Source organism: Acinetobacter baumannii (assembly GCF_009759685.1).
GTDB lineage: Bacteria > Pseudomonadota > Gammaproteobacteria > Pseudomonadales > Moraxellaceae > Acinetobacter > Acinetobacter baumannii.
The window spans coordinates 2,793,784-2,813,313 of record NZ_CP046654.1 but is presented as its reverse complement, the minus strand read 5'-3'; the positions used below and the strand labels follow the sequence as shown (position 1 = coordinate 2,813,313).

Genomic DNA, 19,530 nt, shown 5'->3' with positions numbered 1-19,530 from the left:
TTATTTAATTTATTGTTAAATAATAAAAAATATTAAAATTTAACAAAATGGGGGCTATAGGGTGTACTATAAAGCATTTGAGTAGCACTTAAGGTTAATAACTGCCGACCTCGTTCTCCACTGCTTAAATCACCAGTCGTAATCCCTCCTGAAAGCTGGGGATAGTAACCGGCTTTAGCAACGTCAACTCCTGAATTTTGACCTGCTAAAGTTGCAATAGATTGTGAAATATCGGGGCTACGCTGAATGGCAATTTTTACCGCATCTTGCAATGTCATCGTTCTAGATGGCAAGTTAGAAAAAGATGAAGCTCGATTATCATTAAGTTGAACAGTAGGAAATTCCTGCACAATAGAACGGTCTAGCTTAAAATTACTAAGCTTGTGCATTTTGGCAACTTTAAAGTCATCACTACTTTTAGGGACAAAAAGTTGTGACAAGTTCTCTTTCAGGGTGTGGTATTGCTCACTTGGCTTAGCAGCGTATATCACGACAGGTACATGTAGTGTACTTAAAAGCATAAGCCCTTTCAGGAAAGCCTGCTTTCTACATATCCCTCTTACTCTTCTTTGGTTATATCCAATCATGCTTATCTTGTTGATCTTGTTTGTTATCGTTTAAAAGCTTCTACATTCTATATAGTTTTTCACCTAAAGCAGCATAATTGATGGAATAAATCACACATTATTTTTTCATTAAATGATTGATATATGTATTTGTTTTTATTTATAAAATACTAAAAAATAAAAAAAGAGGCCTTGACCTCTTTTTAACCAAACAGATTAATGTCTTTAATTAAACTGTGAAATCATCACCTAAATAGACTTTACGTACCTGTTCATTGTCTAAAATTTCTTGTGGTGTGCCTTCGGCAATTACCGAGCCTTCACTTACAATATAAGCACGTTCACAGATTGCTAAAGTTTCACGAACATTGTGATCGGTAATGAGGACACCAATACCGCGATCCTTTAAGGTCTGGATAATATCTTTAATATCGCCTACTGAAATTGGGTCAACACCAGCGAACGGCTCATCCAGAAGCATAAATTTCGGATCTGCAGCCAAAGCACGTGCAATTTCTGCACGACGACGTTCACCACCAGATACACTCATTCCCAATGAATCTTTAATATGACTAATTTTAAAGTCATTTAATAACTCAGTAAGGCGCTGCTGACGTTGCTGTTTATTCAAATCTTTACGCGTCTCTAAGATTGACATAATATTTTCAGCAATCGTCAATTTTCTAAAGATAGAAGCTTCTTGAGGTAAATAACCAATACCCTTACGTGCACGTTCATGCATCGCTAGGTCTGACATATCCAAGTCATCAAGATGAATCTCACCTTTATCCATGCGCACTAGTCCAACCACCATATAGAAACTGGTGGTTTTTCCAGCGCCGTTAGGACCAAGCAAACCAACAATCTGTCCACTTTGCATACTAAAAGAGACGTCTTTGACAACCCAACGCTTACTATAGTTTTTTGCTAAGTGTTTAATACACAAAGTTTGCGGTTGTTGAAGAGCTTGCTGCATTAGTCACGCGCTCCTGGGAAACTTTTTGAACTTGAAGGTGGAATAATGATTTGTACACGGTTTGAAGAAGAACCTTGAGCTTCAACATCACCCTTATTCATACTATATTTCAGGGTGTTACCGCGAATACTTGAACCATCTTGGTATAAATATGCACCGCCAGACAAGGTAATAATGCCTGTATCTGCATTATAAACAATCGTTTGTCCTTCACCGCGTGCAATACCTTTATCAGCACTTATTTGTTGCTGAAACTTAGACGGTCTACCTTTAGCAGTGATCGTTTGAATTTCACGTTTAGAGTTTAGCGTAGCCACAATTGAGTCAGCCTGAAGCTTCATGGTGCCCTGCTCAATCACGACATTACCCGTATAAGTCGTCAAACCGGTTTTTTCATTATAAGTTGCACGGTCTGCCACTAACGAAATTTGTTGATTACGGTCAGACGGCAAAGCAAAAGTCGAAGCAGATGATAAAGCAACGAATGTAATTACCGCAGCTTGTTTTAGGAAAGCTGAAGAACGTTTTAAATTAAGACTTTGGTGCATACTTTCCTCGAATATTAAAAAATTCGTACTGACCATTATTCAAATTGGCTTTTAGTCCTTTGCTCACAAACTCGCCTTGTGGAGACTGAACTGTCACTTGATGATTAGTTTCAATATCTCTAGTTTTTGGATAACCAGTTAATTCATCGGTTTGAAACTCAATGGTTCCTTGCGGTGCCAGCTTAGTGGCTACCACATCACCTGATAACACAACCTTTTGATTATCATCATATCCATAAGCTTGTTTAGCAAAGAATGTTGCATCAACTTTACCTAATTTATACATAGTGGCATTGAGTTGATCCAACTTTGACGTTTTTTGTTGCATATCCTGTTCAAGCTGACGAACTTCAGCACGAATATACAAATTGCCTTTGTCATCAGTTTGAGTCAAATGGACGCCCTGCGCCGAATAAGTCATATTCTTCGCCGAACCAATGTCCAGTTTTTTTGCCTTGCCACTATAGTAGTAGTAACCACCACTCACAGCAGCAACCACTACAGCAACAATATATAAAACTCTGGTATCCATGAGCAGGAATAGCCTACCTTTTTAAGTAATCTTGTTATTAATGCGGTACTGCAAGATATTTTTCAAGAAGTTCTTGGTAAATGCCTTTTGCGATCAGCAACATATCACAAACTTCACGCACAGCTCCACGGCCACCCATCGCCTGTGTTACCAAATCCGCACGACGGCGCACTTCTTCATGCCCGTTTGGAACAGTAACACTCATTCCGGCAATGGCAAATGCTGAAAGATCCGGCCAATCATCACCCATATATAAGCAATCTGAAGGCAGGATATTAAACTGTGCACACGCTTCACGTAGCGCCGAGCCTTTATCTTCACGGCCTTGGAAAACCAGATCGACACCTAAATCGGACATGCGTTTTTCAACGATATTACTTTTTCGTCCAGTAATAATGATGACTTTCATACCCGCTTGTTGCGCAAGTTTCATACCCAAACCATCACGAATGTCGAATGATTTAATTTCATCGCCCGTGTTGGTTAATGTCACAAAACCATCACTTAAAATACCATCAACATCCAGAACCAATGCCTGCAAATGACGTGCTTGTTCTAACAATGCATACGATGCCATTGATTAATTCACCCCTGCCTGAATAAGGTCATGCATACTAATTACACCAATCACTTTGTTCTGGTCATCGACTACTACAAACTGACTGATTTTTTTCTGGTTAAGTTGTTGTAAAGCTTCTACAGCTCGTGCTTCTTGAGAGATCGTTGACGGTTTCTTTGTCATCACTTCAGACACAGGTAAATTTACATCAAACCCTTGCTGTTTATCGATGAGACGACGTAAATCCCCATCTGTAAAAATACCAAGTAGATGGTCTTGTTCATCAACAATTGTTGTCAAACCTAAACGCTTATTTGAGATCTCGTAAAGCACTTGATTCATTGGAGTCTCAGGTGAAACTTTCGGTAACTCGTCGCCTGTATGCATTAAATGTTTTACATGTAACAGTAAACGCTTACCCAACGCACCTGCTGGATGCGAACGAGCAAAGTCATCAGCAGTAAAACCACGAGCTTCAAGTAAAGCAACTGCTAAAGCATCGCCTAAAACCAAAGTCGCTGTCGTACTTGAAGTAGGTGCTAAACCTAAAGGGCATGCTTCGTCAGACTCACCTAGAGTTAAAGCAATATCTGCATTTTGCGGCATTGGGCCTTTATCATCACGACTAATCGTAATAAGAGGTACACCAAGATGCTTAATGAGTGGCATCAACATCATGATTTCATCGCTTTTTCCTGAGTTGGAAATTGCAATAAGTACATCGCCACGAACCAGCATTCCTAAATCACCATGTCCTGCTTCACCAGGATGCATAAAGAAAGACGGCGTGCCTGTCGAAGCAAATGTCGCTGCCATTTTTCGGCCAATATGCCCAGATTTACCCATACCTGTGATCACAACACGACCTTTGCATTGTAATAATATTTCACAAGCACGATTAAAACGGTCATCAATTTGTGTTGCTAATACATCTATGGCTTGTTGCTCAATGCGCAATGTCGCTAATGCACTGCTTTGGAAATCTGTAGGATTAGGCATACGAGTTTGACTCAAAATAATTGATCTGATCTCTGGTTGAGATCGGTGATTTTAATCAAAAGATTTGGGGGCATTCTAGCATAACTCAATCAGTTACACGTTTTTAAATGTATAAGATTTCACAAGCTTATAAAATTCATGCATAAAACTTTGTTAAAAATGATGCATCAGTTATGATGTAACACTATTTTTGTTGAGTGTTTGAAAACCCTTATGCAACCGTTTGTTTTATATAACTCTGAGCAACGAAAAAAAGTTGAATTTGTACCTCGCAAAGAAGGTCACATCGATATGTACGTCTGCGGTATGACCGTTTACGACTACTGTCATATCGGGCATGCTCGAGTTATGGTTGCATTTGACTACATTATCCGTTTTTTGCGTAGTCAAGGCTGGAAAGTCCGCTACATTCGCAACATTACCGATATTGATGACAAAATCATCAAGCGTGCGAATGAGAATGGCGAAACAATCCAACAGCTCACCACACGTTTCATCGATGCCATGAATGAAGATGCAGCGAACTTAGGCTGTTTAGCACCAGATGAAGCACCTAAAGCGACTGAATATATTGACCAGATGCAAAATATGATTGGCAATCTAGTCACCAAAGGCGCTGCTTACCCTGCTTCAAACGGTGATGTTTATTTTGAAGTCACCAAATTTGAAAAATATGGTCGTCTCTCTGGCCGTAAGCTTGATGATATGCAAGCAGGCGCAAGTGAGCGTGTCGATGTAGAAGTTGAAAAGAAACATCCTTTTGACTTTGTGCTTTGGAAACATGCAAAAGAAAATGAACCATCTTGGGCATCTCCTTGGGGTAATGGCCGTCCGGGTTGGCACATTGAATGTTCTGCAATGTCGACTTGCTGCCTAGGCAATCACTTTGACATTCATGGTGGCGGTTCAGATTTAATGTTCCCGCACCATGAAAATGAAATTGCGCAAAGTGAAGCTTCGACTGGTGAGCAATATGTAAACTACTGGATGCATGTTGGCTTTATTAACGTTGATGGTGAAAAGATGTCTAAGTCTTTAGGCAACTTCTTTACGATTCGTGACGTAATGGAGAAATTCCACCCTGAAGTAATCCGCTACTTTATTGTGTCTTCACACTATCGTAGCCCTGTGAACTTCTCTGATGTAGCACTTAAAGAGGCAAAAACATCTTTAACTCGTTTCTATCATTCATTTAAAGCTTATCAACAAGTGTACGGTCAAACGACAACTGAAACGCTTGATCAAAGCTTTATTGAACGCTTTAACAATGCAATGTGTGACGATTTCAATACTGCCGAAGCAATGGCCGTATTGTTTGAACTGAACAAAGAGTTAAACCGTGCCGTAAAAGAAGAGCAAGCTGACCAAGCGACTATGCTTTATTCGACATTACGTCACCTCACCAACATTTTAGGTTTGGTACAACACAATGTAGACGATTTCTTAAAATCAGATATTGGACAAGAAGCACTTGCTTTGTCTGATGCTGAAATTGAAGATTTCATTCAACAACGTGTTGATGCGAAAAAAGCAAAAGACTTTGCTAAAGCAGATAGTATTCGTCAGTCTTTACTTGAGCAAGGCGTAGTTCTTGAAGATACTCGCCAAGGTACAGTTTGGCGTCGTGCTGATTAAACGTTCAATTAGATCACAAGAGTGTTGACACTTTAATGAAACACTCTATAATGTGCTCACATTGCGGGAATAGCTCAGTTGGTAGAGCATAACCTTGCCAAGGTTGGGGTCGCGAGTTCGAGTCTCGTTTCCCGCTCCAAAATTTGTTGTTAAAAATCAATAAGCTGAAAGATTCTAGTAATCTTTTGGCTTGTTTTTTATTGTCGATAGGTCAGCTATGACTATTCAAAATAGTCATATTTCACATTAAAAAACGCTTTATATTTCCGTGCCGCCGCCAAAAAAGTGGGTGTCATTTGTACATCTTCAATTTTTGACGGCAGTGCGCCACCATGAAATTTGGAGTGTTAAAAATGCAGAAACCGACCCGTCGCGGCAACGCTTGGCGTATTGAAGTTCGTTTTAAGGGCAAGCGCTATGCTGCCACTCGTGACACTGCTAGCGAATGCGAACAGTGGGCAGCAACCAAACTATTAGAACTACAATCTGAACAACCAACCTCAGAACCTGAAAAAATCCATATTTCTTTTCAAGCCCTCTTTGATATGTATTATCAGGATGAAGGGCGCAAAATGAAAAGTGCTCGTTTAATTGTTCAAATGCTCAAATGCTTAAAGAAAAATTGGGGCGAACTAGCAGATGAGTCTATACACAATTTAACCCCTGCTCTAGTTAAACAATGGCGTGATAAAAGATTGAAGCAAGTTAAAGGCGCAACTGTCATTAGAGAAATGGCGATGTACAGTTCAGTTTTTGACTTTGCACGAAAAGAATTATTTTTAACTAAAGAAAATCCATTCAAAGAAATTACAAAACCTTCAGCACCGCCGCCAAGACACCAACGTATTAGTGATGACCATATTAATAAAGTAATTAAAGGCTTGGATTATGAATGGGGTAAAACACCTACGCAGCCAAGGCATCGAGTTGCATGGTCATTTTTATTTGCCCTTGAAACTGCAATGCGCAAAGGCGAAATACTTAGTGTGCAAAAGCATTTAATTTTTACTGACTTCATCAGGCTATTAGATACTAAGAACGGCTCTTCACGTGATGTACCCCTAACAGCCAAGGCAAAAGAAATGCTTTCTTGGTTGCCAGAGGATCCAAACGATACGCGAATGGTTCCACTTACATCGAACGCCTTCAGGCTAATTTGGCAACGTAATTTACGCCGTGTTGGTTTAGATGGGGTTATCACCTTCCATGATTCAAGACATGAAGCAATTACAAGATTTGTTCATGAGTATCGCTTACCTGTAGAAATTCTCGCAAAAATCACAGGTCATAAAACAATTAGCGTTTTAGTGAATACTTATTACAACCCGACTGCATCGGAAATAGCCAAGATGTTAAATGCTGCATAACAAAAAAGCCCCTTAATTGGGGCTTTATTTTTAGACGGGTCGCTTCTTATCGAAATGCCACCATACCTTTTTATAATAAACTTCATCACGCAGAAAGTTAACTTTTAACTCATTACCGTTGTAGTCAAACATCTTTGTAACTTCACCATTTTTGTCAAACTCTGCCAGTAAATCAATCATTTTAGAATTCGCTAAGTCGTGAACCTTAATTAATTCTTGCTTCATTATCTAAACTCAAAGTGCACTTACGCACAATGATACTTGAATGTTGTTGTTAATAGAATGTGCTGTGCATCCTGAAAACAGAATGCACAGCATGGTAATGAATGCAGCTAGTTTAGTTCTCTTACACAAAATCACTTTATGCGATTCGGTTACTGATCCAGCCATAAAAGAATTGCTCTTGCGTGGGATTGCGTTCACAAATTTCAATGTAACGTTGGCCTTGCATGATGTTCAGAACTTTAAGCATTACCTTCTCACCATCTTTACCACGTTTAGCAAGAAAGATTTTTAAGGCCCCTAACGTAGCTGAACCATAAATACCATCAACGGCTAAATCGGGCCAACCGCCTTTACCTTGGTTATTTAATAAATTCAACGCACGTTGTAATAAAGGCTTTGCAAAAGAGACACCACAATTAACACCAGTATCAAGCAACTCTTCAGCGATTAGAGGAGATAAAGTATTCACCTGATCAAAACGCGGGTTAATCCAATATTGCTGTTTATAAATTTGCTTTGCTAAATCTAAAGGCAAATCGCGCATTGGGCCCTTCCAACCATTGACACGCGCAACTGCTTCAGTAATTCCGTAGTTAGTTGCGCCGCCACGGTCGTTAGGGTTGTTTACATATCCACCTTCGCGCTTGATAAGGTCATCAATATATTTATCTACTGACATTTGCCCTCTCCTACTTGAATATAGCCTTGAATGCTTCTTTGATTTCAAAGATCAATTCACTAATGGTTTTACCTTTCAGTAATTGAATTGCCTGATACCAAATACCAATAAGCAACATCCCGAATACTGCAAAAATCAGCATGACAAACCCTTGGGTCATATGTGAGTAATGCCCCCAATCTTGATATTCAATAAATGCTGAACCGCCGTATAAGCTAATAGAAACGCTAATTGCGAATTTGATAATCACACCGATGTTGATTTTTATCTTTCCTTCAACATCAATATCGCCACTTAACATGAGCGCAAAAATGCCGCCCATCACCGCCGCCCAAATCTTGATAAACCAAGGTAAGGATTTAATTGTTAAAGGGTCGTTCATTTTTGCCACCAATCTAATGTTTTCATTATTTTATGGATTGGTTTAATTTAAGTATCGTTTTCTGTTGACAGTAAAAAGCCCCTTATTAGGGGCTTCAAAGACTATAGAATTATTCCTCTATCAGCCATTCGAGATTTTGACCTAGTCGCCAACCCTTGGAGTTCAGTCATGTTTAACGCCTTATTAAAAAATATTGCTTCTGCGAATGTTGCTAAATTGGTCAACGTATTTTGCAAAGAGTAAGCACTATTACCTAAAGCGTGATTATTTAATGAGGCATCGTATGTTGCAGCAGTATAGGTTGCTTCATTGCTGGTTTCAATATCTGCTTGTTTTGTAAAAATAATTCCTTGTTTAGTCACTTTATCTACGCTAATAGCAATAAAGAAATTGGATGTTTGAGAGATATTACTAGGGCACGCTAATGATGAAATGCCCCCAGGGCCACCAAGAGTTGTGGGCTTAACGGTTAAATAAGTTTTACCACCACTTGCAAACCCAGACAAACCACTACTTGTTGTGGAATTGCTCGGCACTAAATTACCTAATAAAATAGATAAGGCCGTTGTGTTACATTTAACTACTGCAGCCATTGTTATGCTTTGGTCTGACGAATCAACAATATCACTGATCAAAGCATTCCCCATGGCCGTTGATATTGTAACTCCACTATTACTAAACACTGGCACATATGCTGCATTCTGCTGTAATGTCAGTAAATGACCGTTAACAACACCTTTTAGAGAAGCCGATGAGTCTTTAAACACCCAGTGGTCATAAGAATTGTTTTCAAGATTAGGAACAATTGGCCCTACATCGTTCAATACAGGTAGTGCTCGATCGCTTACAAAATTTTCAGCTTTAAAAAATAATTGAGTCATTTTTAAATTCCTTTGTCTGTAAATGCAGTTAATTCAAAATGCGGGCATACGTGATATAGCGGTCTTTCTACACCTGCAATTTTAATTGAATCTGTTGTTGAATCTCGAAGATTTCCAGAAGCCCCCCCGGTTATAGATATTCCTGCGCCAAGATAATCGAGAGCATATCTAACCTTTACTGATGCACTTGCAGCAGGGGTGCTAGATATTTTGATAATAACTTTGTCATTTTCAGCAGTAATACTGGAAATCGTTGCAGACGCATCATTTACTAAAACTTTAAAACCGCTATCTGTGGTAGGCGCTAAAGTTGTTGTATCAAGTACGAGAGGGGCCTTCGGCACGTCAAAGTGGATATGAATTTCATCGCCAATCAATTGTGCCCCTTTTGGATTAATGAAATCAGGCTTACGGTTATCAACAATTAACTGTTTATATGCTCGTCCGAAATAAGCCCCCATCCATTTGTATCCCACATTTGTTAAATGGATATTGTCTGGGGCGTAAGGCATGTGATACATCGGCGTAGACAATGCAAATGAGTCAGATTCTTGAGCTAAGTGGAGTTGAACTAAAGCTTGGGCTGACCATGTGCGCGCCGCATATGAGAGCTGATATGAAATAAACTTGATATCATCGACTTGCCCCGTAATCTCCTTGATGTCATCATTAGCATCTCTTTGTAATTTTTCTAATTTTTGACGATAAAGCTCATAAGAAGTTTGTGTCCCGGTAATAGCATCGTTCTCACCTTGCACCCAAGCGATTGCTTGAACTTTGTAAGTTTTACCAGAATTTAGTCTTTTGGCTTCAGAAACATGGTGGAGTAGAAACTCATACCATGTTGTGCCCTTTTCAAGCTGATCGATCCGGTATCCGCCATGGCCCGCAGCTGAACAGAAAATCACATGGTCTTTCGGGTTAATCCCATTTTCTAGCATCATTGCACGGCTTGCGTAATTTGCTGCACCCGAACATGGGGTCTCGCCTCGGTCTGTGCCACCATCTGATGCCGGGCTATTAAATTGTTCTACCAACGGAATGACTGAGACTGGGGCTGAGTCCATGCGAGGACCCGTACCAAATGTCACATTAAAATAAGGCTGGTATGTACTTAATATTGTAGTAGCAGTCGCACCTATGCCTAGAGACTGCCCATCAAATACGAAATGATTTACTTCAGCAACTTCTGGTTTTTTGTTTGGTAATTCAAGGCCTGCGATTATTGCTTGATCTTTCTCCGTATCATAACCGATCAAGATTTTGTGCATTGAGTCTGTTAGAACAGCAACCTTCGTTGTGTCTTCTGACTTCATTAAATTGGGGAAGTTTTCAATTACTTGTTCTTGCAACCCCCCTGCCTCAATTCGATCTTTAGATTCATTGTATCCAATTAATATTTTATTCTGCGAATCGACAAGAACAGGGATCACAGATGAGTCCTCATTAGATTTTTTTATTTCTGAAAGATTTTGGGATAAAGACGAAATAGAAGCTTTAGTAAATTCATTGGATTGCTTAACAGGGTCATAATCACTTTTTACAAAAGCTACGCCATCAAAGTTATATAGCCCGGTATTATCACCGTCATTAGTCACATAAACCGTTGAGTTAGCGGGAATGTTAGCGGTATCAGATTGAGCCTCCGAAAAGGTCTTGTAAGCTTTTGCAGACCCACCTTCTAAACCACCGATTTTTGCTCTAAGGTCATTGTAAATATCATCTTCTCTAATAATCGCGCGCTGTTGTTCCTCAGCAACAGTCGCAATATTATGTTCAATGATCTTTTCTTCCCGTATGTAAGTCTCTTGCTTGAACGCAACATAATCGTCCGTCCAAAAAGGAACAGATTCGTTAAACTCTCTTTGGGTTCTACCATCCTTTGTGATAACCATACGGTCTGTAATACCGTCAAATACCTTTGGATTAGTGATCCCTATTAAAGCGTTGATATAACTTGTCAAACGGTTTTCTAAATTCTCTTCACGTTCCATTGCCAGAGAGTCGTAGTTGATATCAGCTAATATACGAGCTTGTTTTTCTTGGTCTAATTGTGTGCCCCACTCTTGAAGCAATGCAGTAAGTTTATCTAGCGCACGTTCAATAGCATCGGGATAAAAATTGTCGTAATTTGTAATATCAAGAAGTTGATCAAGAGGGGTTGCCCCCGCTATATAAAAATATACAGATGATGAAGGCGGTGTGTTAAATGTTACGTACCCCCCAAAGCCGTCTTGATTAAGGGTAACTGTATATGTAGAAGGGTCAACTGTTTCAAACTCAGTTGCACCTTTTTTACGGATAGCAACCCCCGTCGCATCTTCTTGATTGAATACTCGAAAGGTAAAATCAAATCGGGTGTTTGTGCCGTTACCAACATACAGTTGGCTTAAACGGTCGGAAATAGGAACTGTCATCTTTTGCCCACCAATAAAAAAGGCTGTAATCTCTACAGCCAATTTTATGTAAGCTAACTAATAAATAGTTGATTGCTAGTCTTGCACTGTCAACAGGCAATTAGAAAGCCAAATCTAAAGCTTCCTCTTCAGTGTCAGCAAATCCGACCACTTCTTGTCCAAGGTTTTGGATACCTTCCCACAACAATTGATTGGTTGAAGCATCGTATTTATAACTTTCAGCACCTACTAGCAATTCTTTATCGCTTTTTATAACGATAAATTCTTTACCTCCTTGTCGAACGTTGCCTTTACCTAAATAGAAACCGTGACCTAACTTTTTAATGACTAAATATCTCATGCGAAAAACTCCGTAATTTGGTTAGATATTGAACTAACAAAACTACGGAGTCAACTACAATTTTTAGGCAAATCGTTGTTATTTAATGAAAAATAACACTTGATAATTTCTTATCATTCTGGTGCATGTTTCCCTGTTATCGTACCGCGTGTTGCATCGTAAATACTGTCTGGTGCATCTTTCTTGCCTTGAGCTACATCAAGCCAATAACCAGAAGGTTTACCAAGTACAGCAAACGGAATGCCCGTAACGAGGGTTGCTGTATTCATTAAATCTTTTGAAGCTTTACCTTGATTAACTTCTTTATCCTCATCCAAAGCACGGCTTGCATGTTGGATTAATGAAAGTCCACCATCAAACATACTAAACACAGGTGAGGCGGTATAGCGGTCGTTCATCACGTTTTTATCCGTATTGCTGATCGCAGCGTTCGCGGCATTACCGACATACGGTACAAAAGCCGCCAACATTTTTAATTGTGAAAGCGCAAGCTTTGCAGATAAGTCATCCCATTTATTATCGTCATCGTCCTCATCTTTTAGACCGCCTGCGAAGATAACCCCAAGCAATTCAGACAGCATTGATGGAATGGAGATCATCATTAACGCCACATACGCCAAGCGTGGCGATGCTTGCACCCATGAGCCGTTGCTTGCCTCTAACGCTAACTTAGCTTCTGACATTGATGTGTTCCAAACCATATTGAACCAGTTGTAAAACATTAGAAACATGCGTCTAGCAGGCGTGCCGCGTTCAAGATTTGAAATCCCTTCTGGTGACATATCCGTCATGTATTGGCGAATGACGGCATCAGCCGCATGAACCGCATCGTATTGCGTCATACCTTGTTCAGTGTAATGGTTGAAAGCCGCTTGCCAAGAGATCATTTCCATTGGTCTTTGTATCGTTGTCTGCAATACATACGCGTGCTTCATGGTGAAATCTTTCACTGTTTGAATTGCGCCCTTTTGAAAAACAATTTCATCCACCGCATAACGGTATTCATCCGCTGCACGGTCGAATCGGGTTTTCATGAAGTCAGACATTTCCATGATGTTATTTGCCATGTCTTCACGGGTAGCAACTGAAGCAAAATAATGGGTCTGAGCTTTTAGTAATTGTTTCGGCGGTACTGCAACAGCAACTTGTGTAAAGCCTGTGAACTGCTCAACAGCATTTTTTAAGTTACCCGCCATAATCGCAATCCCAGTATTGCGGCGAAGTGTGCGGAAAATACTATCTAGCAAACTAATGCCTGAGCTTTCATCAACAGTCTGATTTGCAATTGCTTTAAGCCAAGGGTTGAAGACTTGTTTAACCCCAAATGGCAATACGCGCTCAATCTCATTTCTAAAATCTTTATTCAGCAATAAACGTCCGATTTGTCGAATCTGTAATTCAAGATGGATGTAACGCAATTCTTTATCAAGATGGCTTGGTAACCGAGACATATCTAGCTCAAGTTGATCGTGGTAACGATCTGCACGTGACTTGGTAAAGTTCGCGCCAGTCGTTGCGATATCTAGAGCCTGCAAGTTGTTTTCAGCTAAGTTTTTATCTTGAATGCGGTCTTGCTCATTTGAGCGAATACGGTCATAAGCAGCAGGCACATAACCGCCTTCATACTCACCAAATGGCGTACTAATAGGCGTACGTGGTAATTCATCAAAATAGCGACCGTTAATTTTTTTATGTGTGATTTGTGCTTGCTCTTTGTATTTATCAAAAAGATTCCAGAGTTTTTGGATGCTATCCATATCTTTTTTGGTAATCACACCCTCTTTAACCATCCGGCTAAAGAATTGATCCCATGCACTGAAATCGACCGAACCATCTTCTAAACGCGCACCCCACCCATAACCTAAAACAAGACGCTCTTTGTTGCTTAAATTACCTGTATGCAAAATCGCATGGAGCAAAGATTGCTTACCCACGAATGTAAAATTATTGAGTTCAGGTGCAGCAATTTTTGAATTATCGAGTTTGCCAAATCCTTCAAATATATCGACCACATCTTTAAGCATCTTGGCTTTTTCAATACGATATTTAGCCAAGGCATCTTGCATAGGGTTGATTAGATATGTACGGAATTTGCCATTTGCACCACCGTCTAACCAAGTTACTACCTGGTCGACACGTTTTGCTGAAGCGCCTAATTCCATGAACTTAGCTTTAAGTTCTGCGGTCTTATCTCTACCCAATAATGTTTGCTGAATCTTCTCAACGCTTTTCTTACCGCCTGTTTGCTGTATTAGTTCTTCACGGACCTGTTCCCGCTCAAAGGCTTCATTGGTTGTATGCCAAATCTTATTTTCTTTAGATCGATGCCAAAGTGTTTCGACCGCAGCCATAACTGCATTGAACTGTTCAAGCGTTAATTCGCGATAGTTTTGGTTTTCAGGCAATGCGCCTATGTTCTGTATTTCGGCATATGTGGTCGGGTCATATTTACGAATCAATTCTAGTTGATGCTCATAATTTGTTGATTCGCGGCCAAGATCATATTTGCCCAAAATGCCGCGGGCAGCGGTCACAAAATCAAAGTCACGGTTTTTAGATAACTTCTCGTTATTTCCAAAAACCTTTTTGACTAAATCAAGATGTTTTTGAATCTGGTCTTTTGCATCATAACTGTATTTGGTTGCATAGAACTGAACCAACTGATTGCGCTTATGGCGTGCAGCTTCTACCGTTTCCCCCTTTCTAAATGCTTCATTTGCCATGCGCCCTAAACGAGCATCATCTTGTGCACGTACATGCGGTCGAATATCTTTAATTTTTTGGCGCTGTACAATGTCTTGAGCAACTGTCTTTGCGGCTTCATTCAAAGCAGACTTGCGGCCAAGTAAACCGTTTAGTGCAGCCATTTCAGCGGAAAGCATACGCGCACGAACATCATTGTGTAATGCGGCTTCGACTGCTTCTATAATGCTTTGCTGATCGAAAAATTCAGAATATTGAACAGCCATACGCGCATCGGTGAGCTCATCAATTTTTTGCTTAGGACTCGGTGAATTAAGCAAGTCACGAATCAATGCATCGCCGCTTTCATATCCGAACATTTCAGCAACTACGTCGGGGTTTTCTCCACCGCGCTGTGCAAAACCATAAGCGCCTTTAGATATGCCTTGGTAAATATCACTATCACGGCCATATTTAGCTTCAATCCAATCTAGTGACAACTTGCCTTTGGTTGTGCGGCCTTCTGCATAGCGTTGCAGCAAATCCATGTCCTGTGAATAATCTAACAACTCAGGATCGACTTGATTTGAATATTGATTAACGCCGCGCAACTGTTCCGCAAATTTATCTTCAAGTTCACGGGTATCAAATTTGCCATGTTCATCTAAAGTTAAATACCCTTCTTCACTAAGCTTCTCAGCCATCGATTCAATTGACAGGCCTTTTACTTTTGACTTTGAAGAACGTACGACAGGTTTATTTCCAACGCCTGATTTGGTTTTAGCTGCTTCATCAATGCCCCAAGTGCTTTCTACTTCATTGGCATCAAGCCCGCCGAATTTAGCAATCGCTTCAAATAGATTGTCGCGTTCAGGCTCAACCTTGGTTGAGTCGCGCTTAGCAACTTGGTCAAGCGGTTGACGTAGAAATGCCATAGCCTGATATACAGGTTCTTGTGCAATTTCTTTTGCCATATCTTCACGAACGGTAGCGCGTTTTTTATCTGCTTCTTTTTGCAATGTTTTCAGATACTTAGACTTCTGCTTTTGGTACCAAATCATATTGCGCAGGGATTTTTGCTCTAAGGTATTTATAGATAATTCTGTTGCAATTTCATGATCTTGGCGCATTTCGTCATAATCTTTTGGCGAAATACCAAGGCGCATTGCATCATCTTGATGAATTAGCATTTCAAGATTTGATGCAGCTTGTGCTTCAGCAATTGCACTTGATGATGCAAGCATACGGTCCATTACACCTGTGATATCCGCATTCAATTCTGCACGGTCATTGATGCCCATAAACTTTTCAATGTTCCGGTACACGGCAATCATGAATTGTCTGAATCGGTTGAAAACTTGCTTTAATGCCGCGCTTGGTGCTTTACCCGTAAAAACATACTGTTCAAAAGTTTCTGCAAATTTTTCGTGTACTTCTGTTTTTTCTGCATCGGTGAAAAAGTCCCATTCGCCCAGATCAGTTGTTTCTGGTGAAGCCCACTTCATTACCGTTTCCATATCCGCGCGGACTTGTGCGGGCGCATCAGGACTTAGGGCGAGTTGCATATTCATTTCTAAGAAATGATGCCCAAGCTCATGCACAAAGGTTGAGAAATCAGCATTTTTGCTTAATACGATTGTTGAGCCATCTTGACCAATGCTGAAAGTAATAGAACCGCGTGTACCGCCATTCGCTTGATTATATTTACGACCATTTGGTGAACGGTACATACTTTCTGAAATTTCATAATCTTTATTTCGACCCTTGTTTTCAACAAAGCCGAGTTTTTTATAAAAACTTGTAAGTCTGCTTTTGTTGCCGCCGAAATCAGAACTTGGAGTAAGTGCGATTGTTTTATTTTGCGAGTCAGCATAGCTAATAATATCCTGCATTGCTTTAGTGCCATTACCTTGATTGCGCATAGCTTCAGGCACAACAATTTTATGCAATGAAAGAACATTACTTGATGGGCTACCTTTTAGACTTAATTCAATTCCATATTGTTTTTTAATGCTCTTAGCAAAATCATCTACTGAGATTGTTTGTTCAGGGTTAGCACTTTGATTAAATGAAATTCCTTTATCCGTGGTCGGCTCATCAGCAATACGAATTGGGTAACGGTCAAAAGCTTCTTTTGCTGAAATCCCAAGTTTATCGCCTAACGTTGAGTAGAAAGCTGAAGTTAATTCACCCGCTGCACGATTGTATTTAGCCGTAAATGTTCCGACTTTAGCCAATTGGTTTTGTACTTCTGTTGCTACCAACTCTTTTGCATCTTCAGCACTTTCAAAACGGGCTTGCTCAGCCATATATGTATCGGCTTCTTGCTGCATTTGTTCCGTTGTTTTTGCAAGGTTCTCTTGAGCTTCGCGATAAGTTGGCATGTCCGGGCTTGAACGAACGTTCTCGACAAAATCTGTTGGACGCTCAATAACCGACATTGCAGAAACAAATTCATTTACTGGTATCTGTACAGTGCCGTTAAATGTTTCCGCGGTACCCAACTGATCTTGCAGACTTGGCGCACGTTCAAATAAATCAGTTGGCTCAATATTACGGTCACGTAATAACTGGTTGAAGGTCTGACCATCTATATAAACTTCTTCAACCGCGCCGTGTTCTTCAACTGCCTGTTTGATAAATGCTTGGCTTGCAGAGTCATCACGTTGTGCTGTCTTGCTTTCTTTGTTGCGGTCAATAAGGTTGTTAAGTACAGCTGCAAACGTACTTGAACGAACAGCATCTTGCTGTTGATCTTGTCGCAATTGGTCTAATGCAAATTGTGCTGTACGTTGGTTTTTAACTTTGGCCGCAGATGTAATTGCTACTTCAGGCGCTGCTGTTGCAACTTCTAACAAGCCTTCTAATGCCATTTCTACAGGGTCGGCTTTTTCACCAACCGCATCGGCCGCACCTTGCACAGAGTACATGCCTGCCGCTGATTGAATGACAGCTTGACCGCCTACAGTACGCAAAGGGCCGCCAAAAGTTACAGGCATTAATGCACCGCCTAAGGCTGAATATTTTGCTGAACCCCATGTCTTTGCAGCTGCATAATCGATCTGTTCTTGGCGGGTTAAAAACTTTTCACGGGCTTCTGCCATGTTCTGCCCATATGACACCAGAGCATCGGCCGTGCCTGCACCTAATGCGCCTTGTGCCGCATTACCTGCGGTTGTTACTCCGCGTACTAACTTTGCCGCCTTTTCTAGGTTCATCACCAAAGGGGCATATTTAGCGGTATTTCGGATAAGTGAATTTGTTAAAACTCCACCTGCCCCCGCGCCTGCATAATATCCAACTAATGCGGGGGGTGCTTGTTCAATTAAAAACTCACCCACTAAACCTGCATCAGCATTGCTAACCAGTTCTTGTGCCGCACCCAATACACCTGCATCATTTGTCTGTGCTGCAAGTTGTGCTTGGTAAAGCGCTTGCGTCATTTCTTGTGATGGGGCAGCTTTATTTTTAACACGTGTTGCCAAGTTAAGAAGGCTATCGTTTCCTGTTGTCGCGCTAATTACTGCGCCTTCTGTCTGACCAATAGCCGCAACAGCACGAATAGCTGCATTTACATATCGATTGCCTTGTTCTTGTGGACTGGTAGGTTCAGCAGTTGCCGTGTGCTCCATCCAATAGACTTGGTTTTCATAGTATTTTTTAAACCGTTCGGCAGACATTACGCCTGCTGTTTTCTTGATGCGGTCGTAATGTTCTTTGAAAACTTGGTCTGATGTTTGGGGCACTAAAGATGTACTTAGCGTATCCAATAAATTAGGGTTTACATTCGGCTTGACCTGCTTTTGAGGGTCTTCGTAAATACCTAGTTCTTTCAGTCTCTTTTTTTGTTCTGGTGATGTTCCTTTAGACAAAACATTTTGTATGTCTTGGTATGAAACAGGTTCGTACGGTTTATTCAAACTAGAACCCAATAACGATACTTTATCGCTAATGTCTTTTAGGTTTTCAAAGTCATCAAGTGAAACAGCGGCTTGATTTGGGTTAAGTGCGTATTTACCCAATACAGGGTCACTTGCAACCACTTCATTGACGCGCTTTTGAGTGTTTACCTCATCAGCAACAGAAACGATCTGTTCAGGCGTTTCTGTCATCTTGTTATAGTCTAAGCCCAACGAACGTGCAGCCTTACGCGCACGGGCTTCTGTATCCGCAATTTGCGTTGGGTTCTTGCCTTGGTTTAATTCGAATAATTGACCAATTGTCAGATTTGTATTTTGATCAGACATAATAAAAGCACTTAAGACTACGGTTATTTGTAATCTTAAATGCTGTTATTGTTTAGACTGCCTTTTGCTGTTGACAGCTTGAGAATAGGGTGTGAATAAATTTATTCCTTTTTTAGTCCTTTTATCGCTTTTTCTTCAACTATTTTTTGGATAATTCTTTCCTTCAGTTGCGATGCAAGCTCTGCTGTTAACTCGTTTGATTGCACTCTTGCATACTTCCGATCAGCGTTACTTTTTGATGTTTCAGAAAGCATAGATTGTTCAGCAACCGCATTAAATGTTTCTTGATTAACTCTGCATTTTCCCATAACTGCCGTTGCTATGTTTTCGGTAGACTCGCCAGAAAGACTATAAAATTTTGTGCTAACATCCACGCACGACATCCACTTTGTAAATGCTATCTCTGTAGGTTCATCAGTCTGAACTTCACTTTTAGCAAACGATAATGGGGTTAAAAACCCACTTAATAAACAAACAATCAATACTTTTTTCAAT

At 40.4% G+C, this 19,530-nt stretch carries 15 protein-coding genes, 1 tRNA gene and 1 pseudogene; 3 read left to right on the top strand and 14 right to left on the bottom strand.

The annotated features are described in order from the left end of the window. Positions 1 to 68 precede the first annotated feature (68 nt). The 6 genes and pseudogenes from GO593_RS13555 to GO593_RS13530 all read right to left on the bottom strand — a co-directional run. Positions 69 to 521: pseudogene (locus GO593_RS13555) on the bottom strand (TolC family protein); the annotation flags it as partial. 274 nt (positions 522 to 795) lie between these two features. After that, entirely contained in the window at positions 796 to 1,542 is a 747-nt protein-coding gene (gene lptB / locus GO593_RS13550; protein WP_001183458.1) for an LPS export ABC transporter ATP-binding protein, read from the bottom strand. Beyond that, positions 1,542 to 2,090, bottom strand: coding sequence for a lipopolysaccharide transport periplasmic protein LptA (lptA, locus tag GO593_RS13545; protein ID WP_000554244.1), 549 nt, complete (start codon positions 2,088 to 2,090; stop codon positions 1,542 to 1,544). Before lptA ends, lptB begins: the two co-directional genes overlap by 1 nt. Beyond that, positions 2,074 to 2,622 carry an LPS export ABC transporter periplasmic protein LptC gene (lptC, locus tag GO593_RS13540; protein ID WP_000381220.1) on the bottom strand — a complete coding sequence of 183 codons (549 nt, stop codon included), beginning with the start codon at positions 2,620 to 2,622 and terminating at the stop codon, positions 2,074 to 2,076. Before lptC ends, lptA begins: the two co-directional genes overlap by 17 nt. A gap of 37 nt (positions 2,623 to 2,659) precedes the next feature. After that, entirely contained in the window at positions 2,660 to 3,199 is a 540-nt protein-coding gene (locus GO593_RS13535) for a KdsC family phosphatase (protein WP_000179337.1), read from the bottom strand. Positions 3,200 to 3,202: 3 nt separating this feature from the next. After that, on the bottom strand, positions 3,203 to 4,180 hold the full coding sequence (locus GO593_RS13530; protein WP_001133554.1) for a KpsF/GutQ family sugar-phosphate isomerase: 978 nt from the start codon (positions 4,178 to 4,180) through the stop codon (positions 3,203 to 3,205). Positions 4,181 to 4,393: 213 nt separating this feature from the next. On the opposite strand from GO593_RS13530, the gene cysS reads away from it, so the two are divergent. From cysS to GO593_RS13515, 3 genes are all read left to right on the top strand, one after another. Then, complete coding sequence (gene cysS / locus GO593_RS13525) at positions 4,394 to 5,815, top strand: cysteine--tRNA ligase (protein ID WP_001182288.1); 1,422 nt, start codon at positions 4,394 to 4,396, stop codon at positions 5,813 to 5,815. 63 nt (positions 5,816 to 5,878) lie between these two features. Further along, positions 5,879 to 5,954 (top strand) — tRNA-Gly (locus tag GO593_RS13520). Positions 5,955 to 6,168: 214 nt separating this feature from the next. Further along, a complete protein-coding gene (locus GO593_RS13515; protein WP_001171606.1) occupies positions 6,169 to 7,182 on the top strand; it encodes a tyrosine-type recombinase/integrase in 1,014 nt (337 codons plus the stop codon). Positions 7,183 to 7,212: 30 nt separating this feature from the next. On the opposite strand, the gene GO593_RS13510 is transcribed toward GO593_RS13515, so the two are convergent. The 8 genes from GO593_RS13510 to GO593_RS13475 form a co-directional block, all read right to left on the bottom strand. Further along, positions 7,213 to 7,407, bottom strand: coding sequence for a hypothetical protein (locus tag GO593_RS13510; RefSeq protein WP_000807024.1), 195 nt, complete (start codon positions 7,405 to 7,407; stop codon positions 7,213 to 7,215). Positions 7,408 to 7,543: 136 nt separating this feature from the next. Further along, on the bottom strand, positions 7,544 to 8,086 hold the full coding sequence (locus tag GO593_RS13505) for a glycoside hydrolase family 108 protein (RefSeq protein ID WP_000109880.1): 543 nt from the start codon (positions 8,084 to 8,086) through the stop codon (positions 7,544 to 7,546). Between the two features lie 10 nt (positions 8,087 to 8,096). After that, entirely contained in the window at positions 8,097 to 8,468 is a 372-nt protein-coding gene (locus GO593_RS13500) for a hypothetical protein (protein WP_000999573.1), read from the bottom strand. Positions 8,469 to 8,569: 101 nt separating this feature from the next. After that, positions 8,570 to 9,349 carry a hypothetical protein gene (locus GO593_RS13495; RefSeq protein ID WP_000192603.1) on the bottom strand — a complete coding sequence of 260 codons (780 nt, stop codon included), beginning with the start codon at positions 9,347 to 9,349 and terminating at the stop codon, positions 8,570 to 8,572. A gap of 2 nt (positions 9,350 to 9,351) precedes the next feature. Further along, entirely contained in the window at positions 9,352 to 11,766 is a 2,415-nt protein-coding gene (locus tag GO593_RS13490; protein ID WP_002135133.1) for a sialate O-acetylesterase, read from the bottom strand. 100 nt (positions 11,767 to 11,866) lie between these two features. Further along, a complete protein-coding gene (locus tag GO593_RS13485) occupies positions 11,867 to 12,106 on the bottom strand; it encodes a hypothetical protein (protein ID WP_001269943.1) in 240 nt (79 codons plus the stop codon). A 113-nt stretch (positions 12,107 to 12,219) separates the two neighbouring features. Continuing rightward, on the bottom strand, positions 12,220 to 19,035 hold the full coding sequence (locus GO593_RS13480; RefSeq protein WP_001283522.1) for a hypothetical protein: 6,816 nt from the start codon (positions 19,033 to 19,035) through the stop codon (positions 12,220 to 12,222). Positions 19,036 to 19,136: 101 nt separating this feature from the next. Next, entirely contained in the window at positions 19,137 to 19,529 is a 393-nt protein-coding gene (locus GO593_RS13475; protein ID WP_000756748.1) for a hypothetical protein, read from the bottom strand. Between the last annotated feature and the right edge of the window lies 1 nt (position 19,530).

Bases quoted from the DNA above. Each gene is read 5' to 3' on its own strand.
- GO593_RS13515 (WP_001171606.1), top strand. From the start codon at position 6,169: ATGCAGAAACCGACCCGTCGCGGCAACGCTTGGCGTATTGAAGTTCGT.
- cysS (WP_001182288.1), top strand. From the start codon at position 4,394: ATGCAACCGTTTGTTTTATATAACTCTGAGCAACGAAAAAAAGTTGAA.
- GO593_RS13480 (WP_001283522.1), bottom strand. From the start codon at position 19,035: ATGTCTGATCAAAATACAAATCTGACAATTGGTCAATTATTCGAATTA.
- GO593_RS13510 (WP_000807024.1), bottom strand. From the start codon at position 7,407: ATGAAGCAAGAATTAATTAAGGTTCACGACTTAGCGAATTCTAAAATG.
- GO593_RS13500 (WP_000999573.1), bottom strand. From the start codon at position 8,468: ATGAACGACCCTTTAACAATTAAATCCTTACCTTGGTTTATCAAGATT.
- GO593_RS13535 (WP_000179337.1), bottom strand. From the start codon at position 3,199: ATGGCATCGTATGCATTGTTAGAACAAGCACGTCATTTGCAGGCATTG.
- GO593_RS13505 (WP_000109880.1), bottom strand. From the start codon at position 8,086: ATGTCAGTAGATAAATATATTGATGACCTTATCAAGCGCGAAGGTGGA.
- GO593_RS13490 (WP_002135133.1), bottom strand. From the start codon at position 11,766: ATGACAGTTCCTATTTCCGACCGTTTAAGCCAACTGTATGTTGGTAAC.
- GO593_RS13530 (WP_001133554.1), bottom strand. From the start codon at position 4,180: ATGCCTAATCCTACAGATTTCCAAAGCAGTGCATTAGCGACATTGCGC.
- GO593_RS13495 (WP_000192603.1), bottom strand. From the start codon at position 9,349: ATGACTCAATTATTTTTTAAAGCTGAAAATTTTGTAAGCGATCGAGCA.
- lptC (WP_000381220.1), bottom strand. From the start codon at position 2,622: ATGGATACCAGAGTTTTATATATTGTTGCTGTAGTGGTTGCTGCTGTG.
- lptB (WP_001183458.1), bottom strand. From the start codon at position 1,542: ATGCAGCAAGCTCTTCAACAACCGCAAACTTTGTGTATTAAACACTTA.
- lptA (WP_000554244.1), bottom strand. From the start codon at position 2,090: ATGCACCAAAGTCTTAATTTAAAACGTTCTTCAGCTTTCCTAAAACAA.
- GO593_RS13485 (WP_001269943.1), bottom strand. From the start codon at position 12,106: ATGAGATATTTAGTCATTAAAAAGTTAGGTCACGGTTTCTATTTAGGT.